14 protein-coding genes are annotated in these 13,651 nt (G+C 72.1%); 4 read left to right on the forward strand and 10 right to left on the reverse strand.

All coding sequences use genetic code 11. The features are described from left to right. Nucleotides 1–3 precede the first annotated feature (3 nt). Both AC07A4_RS34035 and AC07A4_RS34040 read right to left on the reverse strand, forming a co-directional pair. Nucleotides 4–669: a response regulator gene (locus AC07A4_RS34035; protein ID WP_478606351.1), complete on the reverse strand. Its 666-nt coding sequence runs from the start codon at nucleotides 667–669 to the stop codon at nucleotides 4–6. 167 nt (nucleotides 670–836) lie between these two features. Next, nucleotides 837–1,637: a S1 family peptidase gene (locus AC07A4_RS34040; protein WP_478606353.1), complete on the reverse strand. Its 801-nt coding sequence runs from the start codon at nucleotides 1,635–1,637 to the stop codon at nucleotides 837–839. Between the two features lie 270 nt (nucleotides 1,638–1,907). Here AC07A4_RS34040 and AC07A4_RS34045 point away from each other — a divergent pair, with 270 nt between their 5' ends. Continuing rightward, nucleotides 1,908–2,804, forward strand: coding sequence for a hypothetical protein (locus AC07A4_RS34045; protein WP_478606355.1), 897 nt, complete (start codon nucleotides 1,908–1,910; stop codon nucleotides 2,802–2,804). A gap of 23 nt (nucleotides 2,805–2,827) precedes the next feature. On the opposite strand, the gene AC07A4_RS34050 is transcribed toward AC07A4_RS34045, so the two are convergent. Continuing rightward, a complete protein-coding gene (locus tag AC07A4_RS34050; protein ID WP_478606358.1) occupies nucleotides 2,828–4,279 on the reverse strand; it encodes an MFS transporter in 1,452 nt (483 codons plus the stop codon). A gap of 120 nt (nucleotides 4,280–4,399) precedes the next feature. Here AC07A4_RS34050 and AC07A4_RS34055 point away from each other — a divergent pair, with 120 nt between their 5' ends. Together AC07A4_RS34055 and AC07A4_RS34060 are read left to right on the forward strand one after the other, a co-directional pair. Then, complete coding sequence (locus AC07A4_RS34055) at nucleotides 4,400–5,008, forward strand: MarR family winged helix-turn-helix transcriptional regulator (protein ID WP_478606361.1); 609 nt, start codon at nucleotides 4,400–4,402, stop codon at nucleotides 5,006–5,008. Between the two features lie 100 nt (nucleotides 5,009–5,108). Continuing rightward, nucleotides 5,109–6,035, forward strand: a complete 927-nt coding sequence (locus AC07A4_RS34060) for a tyrosine-protein phosphatase (RefSeq protein WP_478606364.1) — start codon at nucleotides 5,109–5,111, stop codon at nucleotides 6,033–6,035. A 21-nt stretch (nucleotides 6,036–6,056) separates the two neighbouring features. On the opposite strand, the gene AC07A4_RS34065 is transcribed toward AC07A4_RS34060, so the two are convergent. The 4 genes from AC07A4_RS34065 to AC07A4_RS34080 all read right to left on the reverse strand — a co-directional run bounded on the left by AC07A4_RS34065 (nucleotide 6,057) and on the right by AC07A4_RS34080 (nucleotide 9,155). After that, nucleotides 6,057–6,812 (reverse strand): VWA domain-containing protein, encoded by a 756-nt coding sequence (locus AC07A4_RS34065; protein WP_478606367.1) that lies wholly within the window; start codon nucleotides 6,810–6,812, stop codon nucleotides 6,057–6,059. Further along, nucleotides 6,809–7,696, reverse strand: a complete 888-nt coding sequence (locus AC07A4_RS34070) for an alpha/beta fold hydrolase (RefSeq protein WP_478606369.1) — start codon at nucleotides 7,694–7,696, stop codon at nucleotides 6,809–6,811. Before AC07A4_RS34070 ends, AC07A4_RS34065 begins: the two co-directional genes overlap by 4 nt. A gap of 128 nt (nucleotides 7,697–7,824) precedes the next feature. Then, nucleotides 7,825–8,922 (reverse strand): hypothetical protein, encoded by a 1,098-nt coding sequence (locus AC07A4_RS34075; protein WP_478606750.1) that lies wholly within the window; start codon nucleotides 8,920–8,922, stop codon nucleotides 7,825–7,827. A 14-nt stretch (nucleotides 8,923–8,936) separates the two neighbouring features. Then, entirely contained in the window at nucleotides 8,937–9,155 is a 219-nt protein-coding gene (locus tag AC07A4_RS34080) for a hypothetical protein (RefSeq protein ID WP_478606372.1), read from the reverse strand. Between the two features lie 132 nt (nucleotides 9,156–9,287). Here AC07A4_RS34080 and AC07A4_RS34085 point away from each other — a divergent pair, with 132 nt between their 5' ends. Beyond that, a complete protein-coding gene (locus AC07A4_RS34085; RefSeq protein WP_478606374.1) occupies nucleotides 9,288–10,184 on the forward strand; it encodes a chitosanase in 897 nt (298 codons plus the stop codon). Nucleotides 10,185–10,257: 73 nt separating this feature from the next. On the opposite strand, the gene AC07A4_RS34090 is transcribed toward AC07A4_RS34085, so the two are convergent. Genes AC07A4_RS34090 through AC07A4_RS34100 form a run of 3 tightly spaced genes read right to left on the reverse strand, consistent with a single transcriptional unit; the run spans nucleotide 10,258 to nucleotide 13,413 of the window. Further along, a complete protein-coding gene (locus AC07A4_RS34090; RefSeq protein ID WP_478606377.1) occupies nucleotides 10,258–11,091 on the reverse strand; it encodes a carbohydrate ABC transporter permease in 834 nt (277 codons plus the stop codon). Next, a complete protein-coding gene (locus AC07A4_RS34095) occupies nucleotides 11,088–12,086 on the reverse strand; it encodes a carbohydrate ABC transporter permease (protein ID WP_478606380.1) in 999 nt (332 codons plus the stop codon). The genes AC07A4_RS34090 and AC07A4_RS34095 overlap by 4 nt, the downstream gene beginning before the upstream one ends. A 19-nt stretch (nucleotides 12,087–12,105) precedes the next feature. Beyond that, nucleotides 12,106–13,413 carry a sugar ABC transporter substrate-binding protein gene (locus AC07A4_RS34100; protein ID WP_478606382.1) on the reverse strand — a complete coding sequence of 436 codons (1,308 nt, stop codon included), beginning with the start codon at nucleotides 13,411–13,413 and terminating at the stop codon, nucleotides 12,106–12,108. Nucleotides 13,414–13,651 lie beyond the last annotated feature (238 nt).

Consider the following 13,651-nt stretch of genomic DNA (forward strand, 5'->3'; position numbering starts at 1 on the left):
GGTTCACCGCGCCTTGGCGGCGAGGCCGCTCTCCCAGGCCCAGGCGGCGATCTCGACGCGGTTCCTGGCGCCGAGCTTGGTCTGGACGTTGGCGAGGTGGGACTTGACGGTGGACAGGGACACGAACAGTTCGGCGGCGATCTCGGCGTTGGTGCGGCCGCGGGCGAGGGCGCGGACGACGTCCTGTTCGCGCTGGGTGAGCGCTTCGGCGGGGCCGGGTCCGGACGCGGGGCCGGACGCGGGGGTGCGGGGGGCGAGTTCGCGCAGCAGGCGCACGGTGATCGCGGGTGAGACGAGGGCGTCGCCGACGGCGGCGGCGCGCACGGCCTCCACCAGCATGGCGGGGCTCGCGTTCTTCAGGAGGAAGCCGCAGGCGCCGCCGTGCAGGGCGGCGTGGACGTAGGCGTCGAGGTCGAAGGTGGTGACGATGACGACGCGGGGGCGGGCGCCGCGCGCGGTGAGGCGGCGGGTGACCTCCAGGCCGTCGAGGCGCGGCATGCGGATGTCGAGGAGCGCCACGTCCGGGTCGTGGCGGGCGATGGCGTCGAGGGCGGCCTCGCCGTCGACGACGTCGGCGAGGACCTCGATGTCGGGCTGGCTCTCCAGGATCATGCGGAAGCCGGTGCGGACCATCTCCTGGTCGTCCGCGATGACCACCGTGATCGCCATGTGCCGCCGCCCTGCCTCGCCTGCCTCGTACGCACCGAGTGTCCCATATGTGCAGAGGGGCGGGTGGGGCGCGCGACGACGCGGAGCCGGGCCCCCGGTGGGGGTCCGGCTCCGCTGCGGCGCGGGTCACCGCGCGTGTGGCTGGGGCGCGGTGGGTGGCTTACGGGTCAGAGCTGGTTGGCGTACCGGGTGATGTCGGCGGCGAAGGTCGACACCTCGGTGTAGACACCGGGGTAGGCCGGGCGGGCGCAGCCGGTGCCCCAGCTGACGATGCCGACCTGGACGTACTGGCCCGCGTCGTCCTTGCGGAACATGGGGCCGCCGGAGTCGCCCTGGCAGGTGTCGACGCCGCCGACGCCGAGCTTGCCCGCGCAGATCTCCTCGCCGGGGATGATGTCGCCGTTGTACGCGCGCTGGCAGTCGGCGTCGTTCACGAACGGCACGGTGGCCTTGAGCAGGTAGCGCTGCTGCGGGCCGCCTTCGCGGGCGGCGCCCCAGCCCGCGACGGTGAAGTCACCGCTGTTGTACTTGGTGTTGGTGGCTATCTTCAGGGTGGGCTGGTTGATCGGCTTGGCCAGCTTGATGAGCGCCCAGTCCTTGCCGCTGCCGTTGTAGCCGGGGGCCTGCTGGACCTTGGTGGACTTGACCTTGATGGCGCTGGAGCTCTGCAGGTCCACGACGCCGCCGGTGACGGTGATGGACGTGTTGTTGCCGGAGCCGTCGACGCAGTGGGCGGCGGTCAGGACGACGTCCTGCTTGAGCAGGGAGCCGCCACAGCCCATGGAGAGGCGGACCATGAACGGGAATTCGCCCTGCGCGGCGCGCACGCCGCCGACGACGCGCTCACCGGGGTTCGGGCCGGGGTGCGGGGCCGCCTGGGCGGCGAGGGGCTGAAGGCTGAGGCCGGCGAGGGCGATCGACCCGAGAACGGCGGCTCTCTTGACTCCACGGAACGTGTCGGTCTTCAACGTGATGTCCCTTCATGGGAATTGTGGGGGGTTGCGCGACTCGACGGGCCCGCACTGCACGCGCCGAAGCGCTGCATGGCATGAGCCCGCCAAAGCGTTGTTGGATTATGAGGAGGCCCGCGCGCGGACGACAAGGGGCCGTTTCCAGCCATCCGTTGGCGCCCGGGCTGGTTACCGGCGCGAACAACCCCCGTACAGTGGGGACGAGTTGGGCGATCCGGGCGGTATTCTCCCGCCAGATCTCGTCGGGGCGGGGCAGGGGGTGGCGGCGTGGCGGACGACGGGCCCGTGGAGCACGGCTATCCGCATCTGGAGACGGTGCGCTCGGCCATCACCGCGCTGTACAAACGCCTGTCGTACGACACCGTCCACTCCTTCGACACCAGCGTCGCCCCCGCCGACGTGGCCTTCGCCGACCACGACGACCTGCATCTGGGGGTGCAGCGGGTGGCCCGCGAGATGGTGCGGCACCTGCGCCTTCCCGACGCGCGCGTGATCGTGTCGTTCCGGGAGATGCGGCACGCCGCGTTCGTCGAACTGACCGCGGGGCCCGAGTACTTCATCGAGCTGAACGACCGCTTCCGGCGCCACCGCAGGGACATCGGCGCGGCCCTCGCGCACGAGGTGATGCACGTCTATCTGCACCGCCTCGGCCTGACGTTCCCCGGCACCCGCGCCAACGAGATCCTTACCGACACCGCCACCACCTACCTCGGCGCGGGCTGGCTGCTCCTGGACGCCTACCGCGAGGACGACGCGTCCTCGCAGAAGCTCGGCTACCTCACGCCGGAGGAGTTCGGGTACGTCCTCGCCAAGCGGGCCCTCGCGTTCGGCGAGGCGCCCGAGACCTGGTTCACCAGCCCGCAGGCGTACACCGCCTACACCCAGGGCCTGGCCCAGGCGCGCGGCGACGCGCGCCAGCCCCCGCTGACCGCGGCGGGCTGGGCGGGCCGCCGCCGCTACGCCAAGGACCGGCGCTACGCCCTCGACCACGGCTCGGGCCCCCGCAGCGGGGGCCCCTACTCCTTCTCCCGCCCCGAGCCGACGGGCCCGCTGCGGGTCTCCTTCCCCTGCCCCACCTGCCACCAGCTCATCCGGCTGCCGTCGCGGGGGCGGGTGCGGGCGCGGTGCGGGGTGTGCCGGGCGCTGCTGGACTGCGATACGTGACGGGCGCCCCCTAGGGCCTGGGGTCAGGCGGCGGCGCCCTCCGCGCGGCGGGGCAGGGCGGCGCACAGGGCGGCGCAGGCGAGGAAGCCCGCGATCACCCAGGGCAGCGCGGCACCGAGGGCGTCCGTGAGGCCGCCCCCCGCGGGCCCGCCGGACGCCCGGTCGAAGAACACCGTGCCGATGACGGCCGCGCCCAGCGCCCCGCCGAACTGCTGGGCGGTGGAGAAGATCCCGGAAGCGCCCCCGGCCAGGTCCGCGGGGACCGCCGAGAGGACCACGTTCACCAGCGGCACCACGAGGAGGCCGAGCCCCGCCCCGGCGACGCCGAGCCCCGGCGCCAGCGGCCACGCCCCGGTGTGCTCGGCGCCGGAGCCGGCGACCGCCGCCCCCACCCAGGCGAACCCGCCCGCCATCAGCAGCGCCCCGGCCGCCAGGACCAGGCGCCCGAAGCGCGCGGCGAGCCGGTCGGCCACCGGCGCGGTCAGGAAGCCGCCCGCGGAGAAGGCGACGGTGACGAGACCGGCCTGCGTCGGCGTGTAGCCCTCGCCGTCCTGCAGCCACACCGCGAAGACCAGGAAGAAGCCCTGCATGCCGACGGAGAACAGCAGCTGCACGAGGACGCCGACGGAGAACGCGGGCAGCCTGAAGGCCCGCGCGGGCAGCAGCGGCACCACCGTCGTGGAGCGCCGCCGCCCCTCGACCACGCCGAGCCCGCCGAGCGTGAGGACACCGGCGGCCAGGCACCCCCAACCCCACAGCGGCCAGCCGCCCGCGTGGCCCTGCACCAGTGGAAGGACGATGGCGACGAGCGAGCCCGCGAGCACCAGGCTGCCGAGCACGTCGGGCCGCCCGGCGGAGCGCTCGCGGGTGGCGGGGACCAGGACGAGTCCGGCGACGAGGGTCACGGCGGCGACGGGGACGTTCACCAGGAACACCGCGCGCCAGCCCAAGCCGAACAGGTCGGCGTCGGTGAGCACCCCGCCGAGCAGCAGCCCGACGGCGGAGGCGAACCCGGCCACCGCGCCGTACATCCCGAAGGCGGCGCCGCGCTCCTTGCCCTGGAACAGGGTGCGGAAGGAGCCGAGGACCTGCGGCATCAGGAGCGCGGCCATGACGCCCTGCACGGCGCGGGCCGCCACCAGCTGCCCCGGCGACTGCGCCGACCCGCAGGCGAGGCTCGCCAGGCCGAAGCCCGCCGTACCGGCGAGGAAGAGGGCCTTGCGGCCGTACCGGTCGCCGAGGTGTCCGGCGACGATCAGGGTGGCGGCGAAGCCGAGGAGGTAGGCGGAGACGATCCACTGCAGCGCGCTCTCGGAGGCGCCGAGCTCGCGGCCGATGGACGGGATCGCGACGTTCACGATGGTCACGTCGAGGAGGTCCATCAGGGCGGCGACCATCATCACCACGGCGGCCGCCCAGCGCCGCGGATACGGGGTGCCGGCGCCGGTGGGCGCGGCGGTGCGGAGGGTGGTCATGGCGGCTCTCTCCTGTCGCTCCGGAAGTATTTCGTTCGGACGAACGAAATACTTCCACCGCTCCTTCCGTGATCGCAAGTCTTTCGTTTGACCGAACGAACTTCTTGGTAGCCTCCCCCCATGAGCCGGAAGACGAGCCGGAAGCCCGGGGGCGCCGAAGACACCGGGGACGCCGGGGACACCAGGGGTGCCGGGGACACCAAGGGCACCGGGGGCACCAAGGCCGACACGGCCGCCGCGCACCGGGCCGACCTGGTGCGCCGCCTGACCACGGCGGGCCGCGAGAGCAGCTCGGTCACCGTGATGTTCCACTCGGCCATCGCCGCCCAGCAGGGCCTGAACGCCACCGAGGCCAAGACCCTGGACCTGCTCGAGCGCGACGGACCGCTCACCGCGAAGGACCTCGCCCAGCGGACCGGCCTCGCCCCCGCCTCCGTGACGGGCCTTGTCGACCGCCTGGAGGCCAAGGGCTTCGTCCGCCGGATCAAGCACCCCAGCGACAAGCGGCGGGTCCTCGTCGAGCTGCGCCGCGAGCGGATCGCCGACCTGGCGCGGACCTTCGAGGACTGGGGGCGCGAAGTGGGCGAGCTGTACGAGGAGTTCACCACGGCGGAGCTGGAGACCGTCCTGCGCTTCCTGAGCGGCGCCACGGAGCGCCAGCGCCGGGCCGCGGCCCGGCTCACCGGCGAGCCGCCCCCGCCCGCTCCCCCCTCCCCCGCCAACCCGTAACTGACTGTCCGTCAAAAAGAGTGGGCGTCCGCCTTCCCCCTTCAAGACCCCCTCGCTACCGTCCCAGCCGACCGGAGCACGAGCGGCGGAAGGCGGACCGATGCGCGGCAGCACTCGCACTCGTACGGCGGCCACGGCCGTCCTCGTGGCACTCGTCCTCGGCGGCGCGCCCGCCGCCGGGGCGGCCCAGAACACGTACGCCGCGCCCGCCGCGTACGCCTCGCACACTCCGTACGCCATCCGGCACATCCCGCTGCAAGGCGCCGTCAACGTGCGTGACGTCGGCGGCTACCGCACCTACGACGGCGAGCGGGTCCGGCACGGCCGGGTCTTCCGGGCCGACGCGCTCAGCGAGCTCACCGACGCGGACGTGACCACGCTGTCCGGGCTCGGGCTGCGCCGGGTGGTGGACTTCCGGGTCGCGGAGGAGGTCGCGTACGACGGTCCTGACCGGCTCCCCGCCGGGGCGGCCGGGCTCTCCAGGCCGGTGACCGACAACGGCCTGTTCCGGCAGCTCCTGACGGTGATCGGCTCGCGCGACCCCGTCAAGCAGGAAGAGCTCCTCGGCGGCGGCAGGGCCGAGGCGTTCATGCGGGAGACGTACCGCACGTTCGTCACGGACGCCGCGAACCGCGCGCACTTCGCGGCGACGCTGCGCGACATCGCCGACGGCACCGCCGGGCCGCTGCTCTACCACTGCACCGCGGGCAAGGACCGCACCGGCTGGCTGACGTATGTCCTGCTGCGGGCGGTCGGCGTGCCCGAGCGCACCGCCGTGGACGACTACCTGGCGTCGAACGCCTTCCGCGGCGCCCACGACGCGCGGCTGCGCGAGACGCTCAAGCAGGCCGGGATCATGCGGAACCCCGATCTGCTGATCCCGCTCCAGGAGGTCCGCACGGACTATCTGGACACCGCCCTCACCGAGGCCTCCCGGCGCTACGGCGGCTTCGGCGGCTATCTCACCAAGGGCCTGGGGCTCGACCCGCGCACCCTGCTCGACCTGCGCGCCCGCCTGGTGACTTGAGGCGCGCCCGGCCGGGCGGGGTCAGGCGACGGCGCGCGGCGGCACGATCCCGTGGGCCCGCGCCGCCGCGAGCCACCGCGGGAACTCCCCCGTGAGGCGGTCGTACAGGACCTCGTCGGGCACCGCGCGCGGCTCCTCGCCGACGTGGAAGAACCCGGCGTTGTCGAGCACGCGCCGCCCGGGAACGGCCAGTTCGTCCAGGCGCCGCAGATAGTCGAACTGCTTGCTCCCGGGGTCGCCGAAGCCGATGAACTGCCAGAACATCGGCAGCTTCGCGGCCTTGCACAGATAGCGCTCGGCGGCGGCCTTGTTCAGGGGGCCGCCGTCGGTCTGGAACACCACGAGCGCGGGCGCCATCGGACCACCCTCGGCGCTGTCGGCGCTGTCTAGGTAGTGCTCGATGACGGCGTCCATGGCCAGGTGGTAGTTGGTGCGGCCCATGTGGCCGAGGCCGTCGGCGATCTCCTTGATCCGGCCGTGGTGGCGGGCGAGTTCGACGTCGGCGACGGCGTCCACGTCCGTGGAGAAGAACACCGTCGGGACGACGCCGTCGTCGTCCAGGTGCGCGGACAGGCCAAGGACGCGGTCGGCGAGCGCCTGGACGCTGCCGTCGTCGTAGTACGGGCGCATGGAGCCGGAGTAGTCGACCACCAGGTAGACGGCGGCGCGCTCCCCCTCAAGGCCGTGCGCGCGCAGCCGGGCGCCCGCCGTCTTGTAGAGGCTGACCAGGGCGGGGGCCGTCTCCTCGACCTTGCGCAGGCTGATCGCGGCGCTCACGCGTCCTCCAGGAGGAAGTCGGCGGCGAGGCGCAGGAACGCCTCGGGCCGCTCGGCGTGCGCCAGGTGGCCGCAGCGCGGGAAGACGTGCAGCCGGGCGTCGGGCAGGGCCTTCAGGGCGACGAACGCGCCGTCGAGCGGGTTGACCCGGTCCTCGCGCCCCCACGTCAGGAGCGTCGGCAGCGTCACGCGGTGCGCCTCGCGCCACAGCAGGCCCGCCTCGGGCCACCGGGCGAGGGCGGCGCCCACGCGCTGGGAGCCGAGCCGGGCCTGGGGGTCGAGGGCGCGCGCGTAGCGCTCCTCGACGAGCGCGTCGGTCACCGACTGCGGGTCGTGGACGAGCGTGGTCAGGAACGCGCGGATGCCCTCGCGGGTCGGCTCGGGCCGCGCCACGACGTCGATCAGCCGCCGTACGCCTTCGGAGGGGTCCGCCGAGAACACGTTCAAGGAGAGGCCCGCGGGCGCCATCAGGAGCAGCCGGTCGACCTTCTCCGGGTGGTCGAGCGCCGCGCGGACGCAGACGCCGCCACCGAGGGAGGTGCCCGCGAAGTGGGCGCGGGCGACGCCGAGTTCGTCCAGGAGCGCGGCCACGGCGGCCGCGCCGTAGGAGAAGTAGTCGCGGTCCGGCTCGGGCTTGTCGGAGCCGCCGAAGCCGGGCAGGTCGACGAGCAGGGTGCGGAAGCGGGCGGCGAAGCCGGGCAGTACGGAGCCGAAGGCGGGCCAGGCGGCGGCGCCGGGTCCGCCGCCGTGCAGCAGGACGAGCACGGGGGCGCCGGGGTCCTGGGGCCCGGCCTCGTGGTAACGCAGCGTCAGGTCCCCGGCCCGCGCCGTGCGCGCCGTGCCCTCCTCGGTCAACGCGCCCCCGCCACCGGCTCCGTCCGACATGCCGCACCCCGCCCCTTGTGTCCCATCCGTCACTCCCCCATCCTCCCGTACCCACGACACCGCCCGTGTCGTGGGTACGGCGGCCCGTGTCGTGGGTACGGCGGGCGGACGGCCGCGCGCGGGCGGGGCTACCCGGTGTGGTCCTGGAACGCGGGCAGCGCGAAGATCCTCGTCTTCGCCGCGTCCGGCATCAGCTCCACCAGCGGCAGGACGAGATCCCAGAGGTCCCGCTCGCCCACCTCGCGGGCCAGCGCGTCCAGCGCCTCGTCGTCGAGGTCCCCGGCCCGTTCGGCGACGACCTGGCGGGACGGCGCGGGCAGCGCGTCCACCAGGGGCAGGAACTCCGCCCACAGTCCGGTGGCGACGACGGCGGGCACCACGCCCGCCAGGACGCGCTCGTCCCGCAGCGACGGCAGCCCGGCGACGGCGCGCCGTTCGGCGTCGGACAGCACGGCGACCAGCGGCAGGAGCGACTCCCAGAGTTCCTGGTCGGCGGCGGTGGTGACGAGCGTGTCGAGCCGCTCGGCGGGCTGGGCGGCGGCGAGCGAGGCGATGCGCCCGCGCTGTGCGCCGGTGACCATGCCCGCGACGGCGAGCGCCTCGGGCCACAGGCCGTCCGCGGCGGTGGCGATGACGGCGGCGAGGCGGTCCTCGCCCATCAGCTCGACGATGCGGCCGAGTTGTTCGGGGGTGTCGGCGAGGAAGCCGGTGCGCAGCACCGCCGCGTCGCTGACCTGCGGCAGGATGCGCCGCAGCGCGGAGTCGCGGAGGTGGCCGACGAACCGCCCCATGGTGAGGTGGTCCTCGCTCTCGGCGAGCGCGAGGGCGATGCGGACGACGAGGTTCTCGTCGAGGCGGTCGACGATGGCGCTGATCCGCCGCGGGTCGAGGTGGGCGCAGGACTCGGCCGTGAAGGACACGGGGAGCTTCTCGATGATGTCGGCGGCGCGGGCGGGTTCGAGGCGGCCCGCGACGGCGGCGGCGAGCCGCGGCCCGAGCGCCTTCTGGGAGATGGCGGCGGCGACCCCGGCGGGCACGAGCTTCGTCGCGGAGGCGATGCGGTCGAGCATGTCGGGGGCCCGGTCGAAGAGCGCGGTGACGCAAGCGGCGCGGAAGCGGCGTACGTCGTCGGCGGGCAGCTCTCCGAGGAAGGCGAGTTCGGCGGGTTCGACGTCGAGGAGGCGGGCCGTCTTGAGGGTCTCGGCCCTGGCGCGCAGCTTGTCCATGGTGGTCACGCCCCTCAGCGGAAGAGGATGCGGCGGACGGGCCCGCGGGCCAGCGCGGGCACCAGCCGCAGGGCGTCCTCGGCGGCCTGGTTGAGCCCTTGGGCGCGGCGTTCGCGTTCGCGGCCGAGCGCGGTGGCGAGGCGTTCGATCCGCTCGGGCGCCAACGCCCCGACGCTGTCGGGGGGTTGGGCTCCGAGTTCCGTCCTCAGCTGTTCCAGTGCTTGGGTGCTCACGGGGGGACCTCCCACGACGCGCGGCTCCGGCTGGGTTCGCGTCCCGAGAGTGGAGCGGAATTGAATAATAGTCAATAGCGGAGGAGGCGGGAGGAGCGCGCGGCACGGACCCCCGCCCGTACGCTTGCCCGAATGAAACGCCCTGGTCTGCTTCTTCTCGCGGTCATCGCGGTCATCACTGTCGCCGCGGCGCTCGCGTACGTCGCCGACGACGCCCCCTCCCCCGGGAAGGACAGGGCGGCGGCCGCCCGCCCCTACGACGAGCGCGGCTCCGCGGCCGACCGGCGCCAGCACGACGCGTACCTGGCGAGCCTGCCGCCCGGCCTGGACGCGCCCGCGAAGAAGGAGCTCGCCCACAAGCTCGTCGCGAGCGCGGAGAACTCCACGCTCGACTGGCGCGGCCAGTACGGCTACATCGAGGACATCGGCGACGGCCGCGGCTACACGGCGGGCACCATCGGCTTCTGCACCGGCACCCACGACCTGCTGAAGCTCGTGGAGGGCTACACCAACGACCACCCGGGCAACGGCCTGGCCCGCTTCCTGCCCGCCCTGCGCGCGGTCGACGGCAGCGACTCGCACGCGGGCCTGGGGCGTCCCTTCACCCGGGCGTGGGCGCGCGAGGCCCGCGAGGCCGCGTTCCAAAGGGCCCAGGACGAGGTGCGCGACCGGCTCTACTTCGACCCGGCGGTGCGCCTCGCCAAGCTCGACGGGCTCGGCACGCTCGGGCAGTTCGTCTACTACGACGCGATGGTCGTGCACGGCCCGGGCACCGGCCCGAAGGGCTTCTACGGCCTGCGCGACACGGCGCTCGCCAAGGCCGACACACCCGCTCAGGGGGGCGGGGAGAAGGCGTACCTGGACCGCTTCCTGGACGTCCGCCGCGCGGTGATGCGGAGCGAGAAGGCGCACCGCGACACCGCCCGCATCGACACCGCGCAGCGCCGCTTCCTCGACGACGGCAACCTGAGCCTCAGGACGCCGCTGACGTGGCGGGTGTACGGGGACACGTTCCGGGTCGCGCGGTAGGCGACGCGGGGCGGACACGGCACGGGCCCGGGCCTCCGCGGGGAGGTCCGGGCCCGGGGTGCGGCGGTGGGGCTCAGCCCTTGACCGCTCCCGCCGCCAGGCCGGAGCCCAGCCTGCGGTGCACGAGCACGAAGAAGATCATCACCGGCACGGTGACGAGCGTGGAGCTGGCCATCACGGGACCCCAGGAGGTGGTGTTCTCACCGAAGAACTGGAAGATGCCCACGGCGGCCGTGTACTTGTCGTTGCCCTTCATGAAGGTGTACGCGAACACGAACTCGTTCCACGCCGTGATGAAGGCGAAGATCGAGGTGGCCACGAGTCCGGGCCCGACCAGCGGAAGCAGCACCGACCAGAACATCCGGAACCAGGACGCGCCGTCGATGTACGCCGCCTCCTCGACCTCCTTGGGCACCGCGGCGACGAACCCGCGCAGGGTCCAGATCGCGAACGGCAGCGACAGGGCGATGTACACGATCGACAGGCCGAGCAGCGAGTTGAGCATCTCGTAGTCCCGCATCTGGATGAACAGCGGGATGACGAGCGCCTCCAGCGGCACCATCTGCACGATCAGGACCATGATCAGTACCGAGGTGCGGAACTTGAAGCGGAAGCGGGCCACGGCGATGGCCGCGAACAGCGAGAGGAGCGCGGCCGCGGCGATCGTGACGAGCCCGACGATCGCCGAGTTCAGCAGGTAGGTGCCGAAGTTGCCCCGGTCGAAGACGAAGTCGAAGTGCTCGAGGCTGACGCCGCTGGGCAGCAGGTCCGAGCCGCGCGTGAGCGCCTTCGGGTCAAGGGCGGTGGAGACCATCCAGTAGACGGGGAAGAGCGTGAAGACCAGCAACGCCGCGATCGAGAGCGGAAGGCCGATGCGGGCGGCGAGGCTGGTGCGGCGGGTGGTCACAGATCCTCCTCGCCCTGCCGGAACAGCGTGCGGATGTAGACGACGGTGATGACGAGAAGGAGCACCGTGAGCAGGACGGCGGCCGCGGCTCCCGCGCCGTAGTTGTCCTTGGCGAACGCCTCGATGTACGAGTAGACGCCGAGGTTGTAGACGTCCGGGTTGTCGCCGCTGCCTCCTGGCATCAGGAAGACCTGCGTGAAGACCTTGAAGTCCCAGATGGTGGACAGGATCGTCACCACGAGGAAGACAGGCTTGATGGTCGGCACGGTGATCTTCCAGAACCGCTGCCAGGCGTTGGCGCCGTCGATCTCGCCCGCTTCGTAGAGCTCCTTCGGGATGGTGAGGAGCCCGGCGAGGACGGTGATCGCGACGAACGGGAAGCCGTGGTGGACGACGTTGATCGTGGCGATGCCGTAGAACGGCAGGCGTTCGGTGAACCAGTTGGTGGTCTCCGCGTCGATCAGACCGATCGAGTCGGCGAACTGGCTGAACATGCCGTCCTCCGGGGAGAACAGCCAGATCCAGACGTACGTCCCGGTCACCGCGGGCATCGCCCAGGCAGCCAGGATCGACACGGAGCAGATCAGCTTCCAGGTGGGGCCGAGGCGGTTGAGCAGCAGCGCCACGAGGGTGCCGAGCACGACGGTCAGACCGACGCAGGCGATCGCGAAGAAGACGGTGTTGGGAAGGACCGTCTTCCACAGCAGTTCGCTGGTGAGCAGGTCCTTGTAGTGGTCGAATCCGGTGAAGCTGGCCTCGCTGCCGCCGAACTTCACCTCGTAGTCCTGCAGCGAGATCTTGCCGACCTGGATCATCGGCCACAGGAGCAGGCCCACGAGCACGATGAGCGCGGGCGTGAGCAGCAGCCACGGCCGGGTGACGGTGATCAGTTTCTTGCGGCGGCGGGCGGCCTCGCCGCCGTCGTCCACGGGGCGGGGCCCGCGGGCCGAAGGGATGGTGGCCTTCGGCTCGCCGCTGACGAGCGTTTCTTTCACGACGGGTACGCGTCCCTGGCTACTTGTCCTTGGCGAAGATCTCGTCCATGTCCTTGGCTGCCGTGTCCGCGGCGTCCTGGACGGACGACTTGCCGGTGAGGATCGCCTGCACCATGCGGGTCACGACCTTCGACGCCTGGATCTCGCCGTACGCCTGGGTCTTCGGCACGGTCGCGCCGGCCTCGATCATCTGCTTGGCGAACGGCTCGACCAGCGGGTCCTTCTGCTGCTCGATCTTCTTGAGCTCGGAGTTCTGGCCGGGGAAGTAGTTGGTCTGCTCGGCCCACTTCGCGGCGAACTCACCGGTGGTCATCAACTTGACCAGTTCCCAGGAGAGTTCCTTGTTGTCCGTGTTGAACGTCGACAGGTAGGAACCGCCGAGGAACGACTTGCTCATGCCGCCCGTCTCGCCCGGGATCGGCACCACGCCGAGCTTGCCCTTCAGCTTCGGGTTCGCCTCGACGATGGCCTTCGGGGTCCAGTTGCCGCCGACCGCCATGGAGACCTGGCCCTTGCCCCAGGCGTCACCGACCTCCTTCTCCGTCCAGGTGGTCACCTTGGACGGGGAGACCTTGTCCTTGGTCGCGAGGTCCGTGTAGTACTTGATGCCCTTCACGGCCTTGGGCGAGTTGATGGCGGACTTCCACTCGTCGCCGTCCTGGGTGGCGAGGTCGCCGCCCGCGCCCCAGATGAACGGCATCGCGAACATCTCCGCGCCGCCCGCCACCGGGAAGGCGACCTTGTCCGGCTCCTTGTCCTTCAGCGTCTTCGCCGTGTCCCGGAGCTCCTTCCAGGTCGTCGGCGGCTTCAGGTCGTGCTTCTCGAAGAGGTCCTTGCGGTAGACGATGGACCGCACGCCCGCGTACCACGGCATGCCGTACTGCTTGCCGTCCAGGGTGCCCGCGTCCTTCAGGCCCTCCACGAGGTCGTCCGAGAGGCCGGCCTCCTTCACGTCGTCGGTCACGTCGACGAGCGCGTCGGTCTCGGCGAACTGCGGCACCCAGGTCGTGCCGACCTCGGCGACGTCGGGGACCTGGTCCTTGCCGCCCGCGATGGCCGTGGTGAACTTCTTCTGGGCGGTCGTCCACTGCTGGTACTCGACCTTGATCTTGGCGCCGGTCTTCTTCTCGAAGGCCGCGCCGACCTCCTTGAAGAAGGGCCGGGGGTCGGGGTTGGTCCCCTCCATGATCCATACGGTGAGGGTCTTGCCCTTGCCGTCGAGCTTGCCGCCCTTGCCGCCGTTGTCGTCGCCGTCATCACCGCACGCCGTTGCGGTCAGACCGAGCGTCAGGGCGATACAACCCGCCGTGATGACACGTCGCTTCATGCCGGCCCCCTTCAGGTTCCTGTGGTGGGAGCGATTCTGCTCACGCAGGGTGTTGGCGGTCTAGACCCTTTCGGGGAAGCGGCCGAACCGTAATGACCGTTGCGCGGTGCGCTATCGCTGTGATGTAGCGGTTCCCTGGGCCGCCGCTGCGCGGCGGGGCGGCTCGGTGTTCTCACCCGTTTGTTGTATGGCCTGGCGTCCGGTGGGTGGTTTTTTCTCCCACCCGCCCACCCGTGCA

This window comes from Streptomyces sp. NPDC043996 (genome assembly GCF_056435225.1).

What these genes read in the sequence shown, in the direction of transcription:
- AC07A4_RS34035 (WP_478606351.1), bottom strand. Translation starts at nt 669, where the DNA reads ATGGCGATCACGGTGGTCATCGCGGACGACCAGGAGATGGTCCGCACC.
- AC07A4_RS34050 (WP_478606358.1), bottom strand. Translation starts at nt 4,279, where the DNA reads ATGACCACCCTCCGCACCGCCGCGCCCACCGGCGCCGGCACCCCGTAT.
- AC07A4_RS34055 (WP_478606361.1), top strand. Translation starts at nt 4,400, where the DNA reads ATGAGCCGGAAGACGAGCCGGAAGCCCGGGGGCGCCGAAGACACCGGG.
- AC07A4_RS34060 (WP_478606364.1), top strand. Translation starts at nt 5,109, where the DNA reads ATGCGCGGCAGCACTCGCACTCGTACGGCGGCCACGGCCGTCCTCGTG.
- AC07A4_RS34070 (WP_478606369.1), bottom strand. Translation starts at nt 7,696, where the DNA reads ATGTCGGACGGAGCCGGTGGCGGGGGCGCGTTGACCGAGGAGGGCACG.
- AC07A4_RS34075 (WP_478606750.1), bottom strand. Translation starts at nt 8,922, where the DNA reads ATGGACAAGCTGCGCGCCAGGGCCGAGACCCTCAAGACGGCCCGCCTC.
- AC07A4_RS34085 (WP_478606374.1), top strand. Translation starts at nt 9,288, where the DNA reads ATGAAACGCCCTGGTCTGCTTCTTCTCGCGGTCATCGCGGTCATCACT.
- AC07A4_RS34100 (WP_478606382.1), bottom strand. Translation starts at nt 13,413, where the DNA reads ATGAAGCGACGTGTCATCACGGCGGGTTGTATCGCCCTGACGCTCGGT.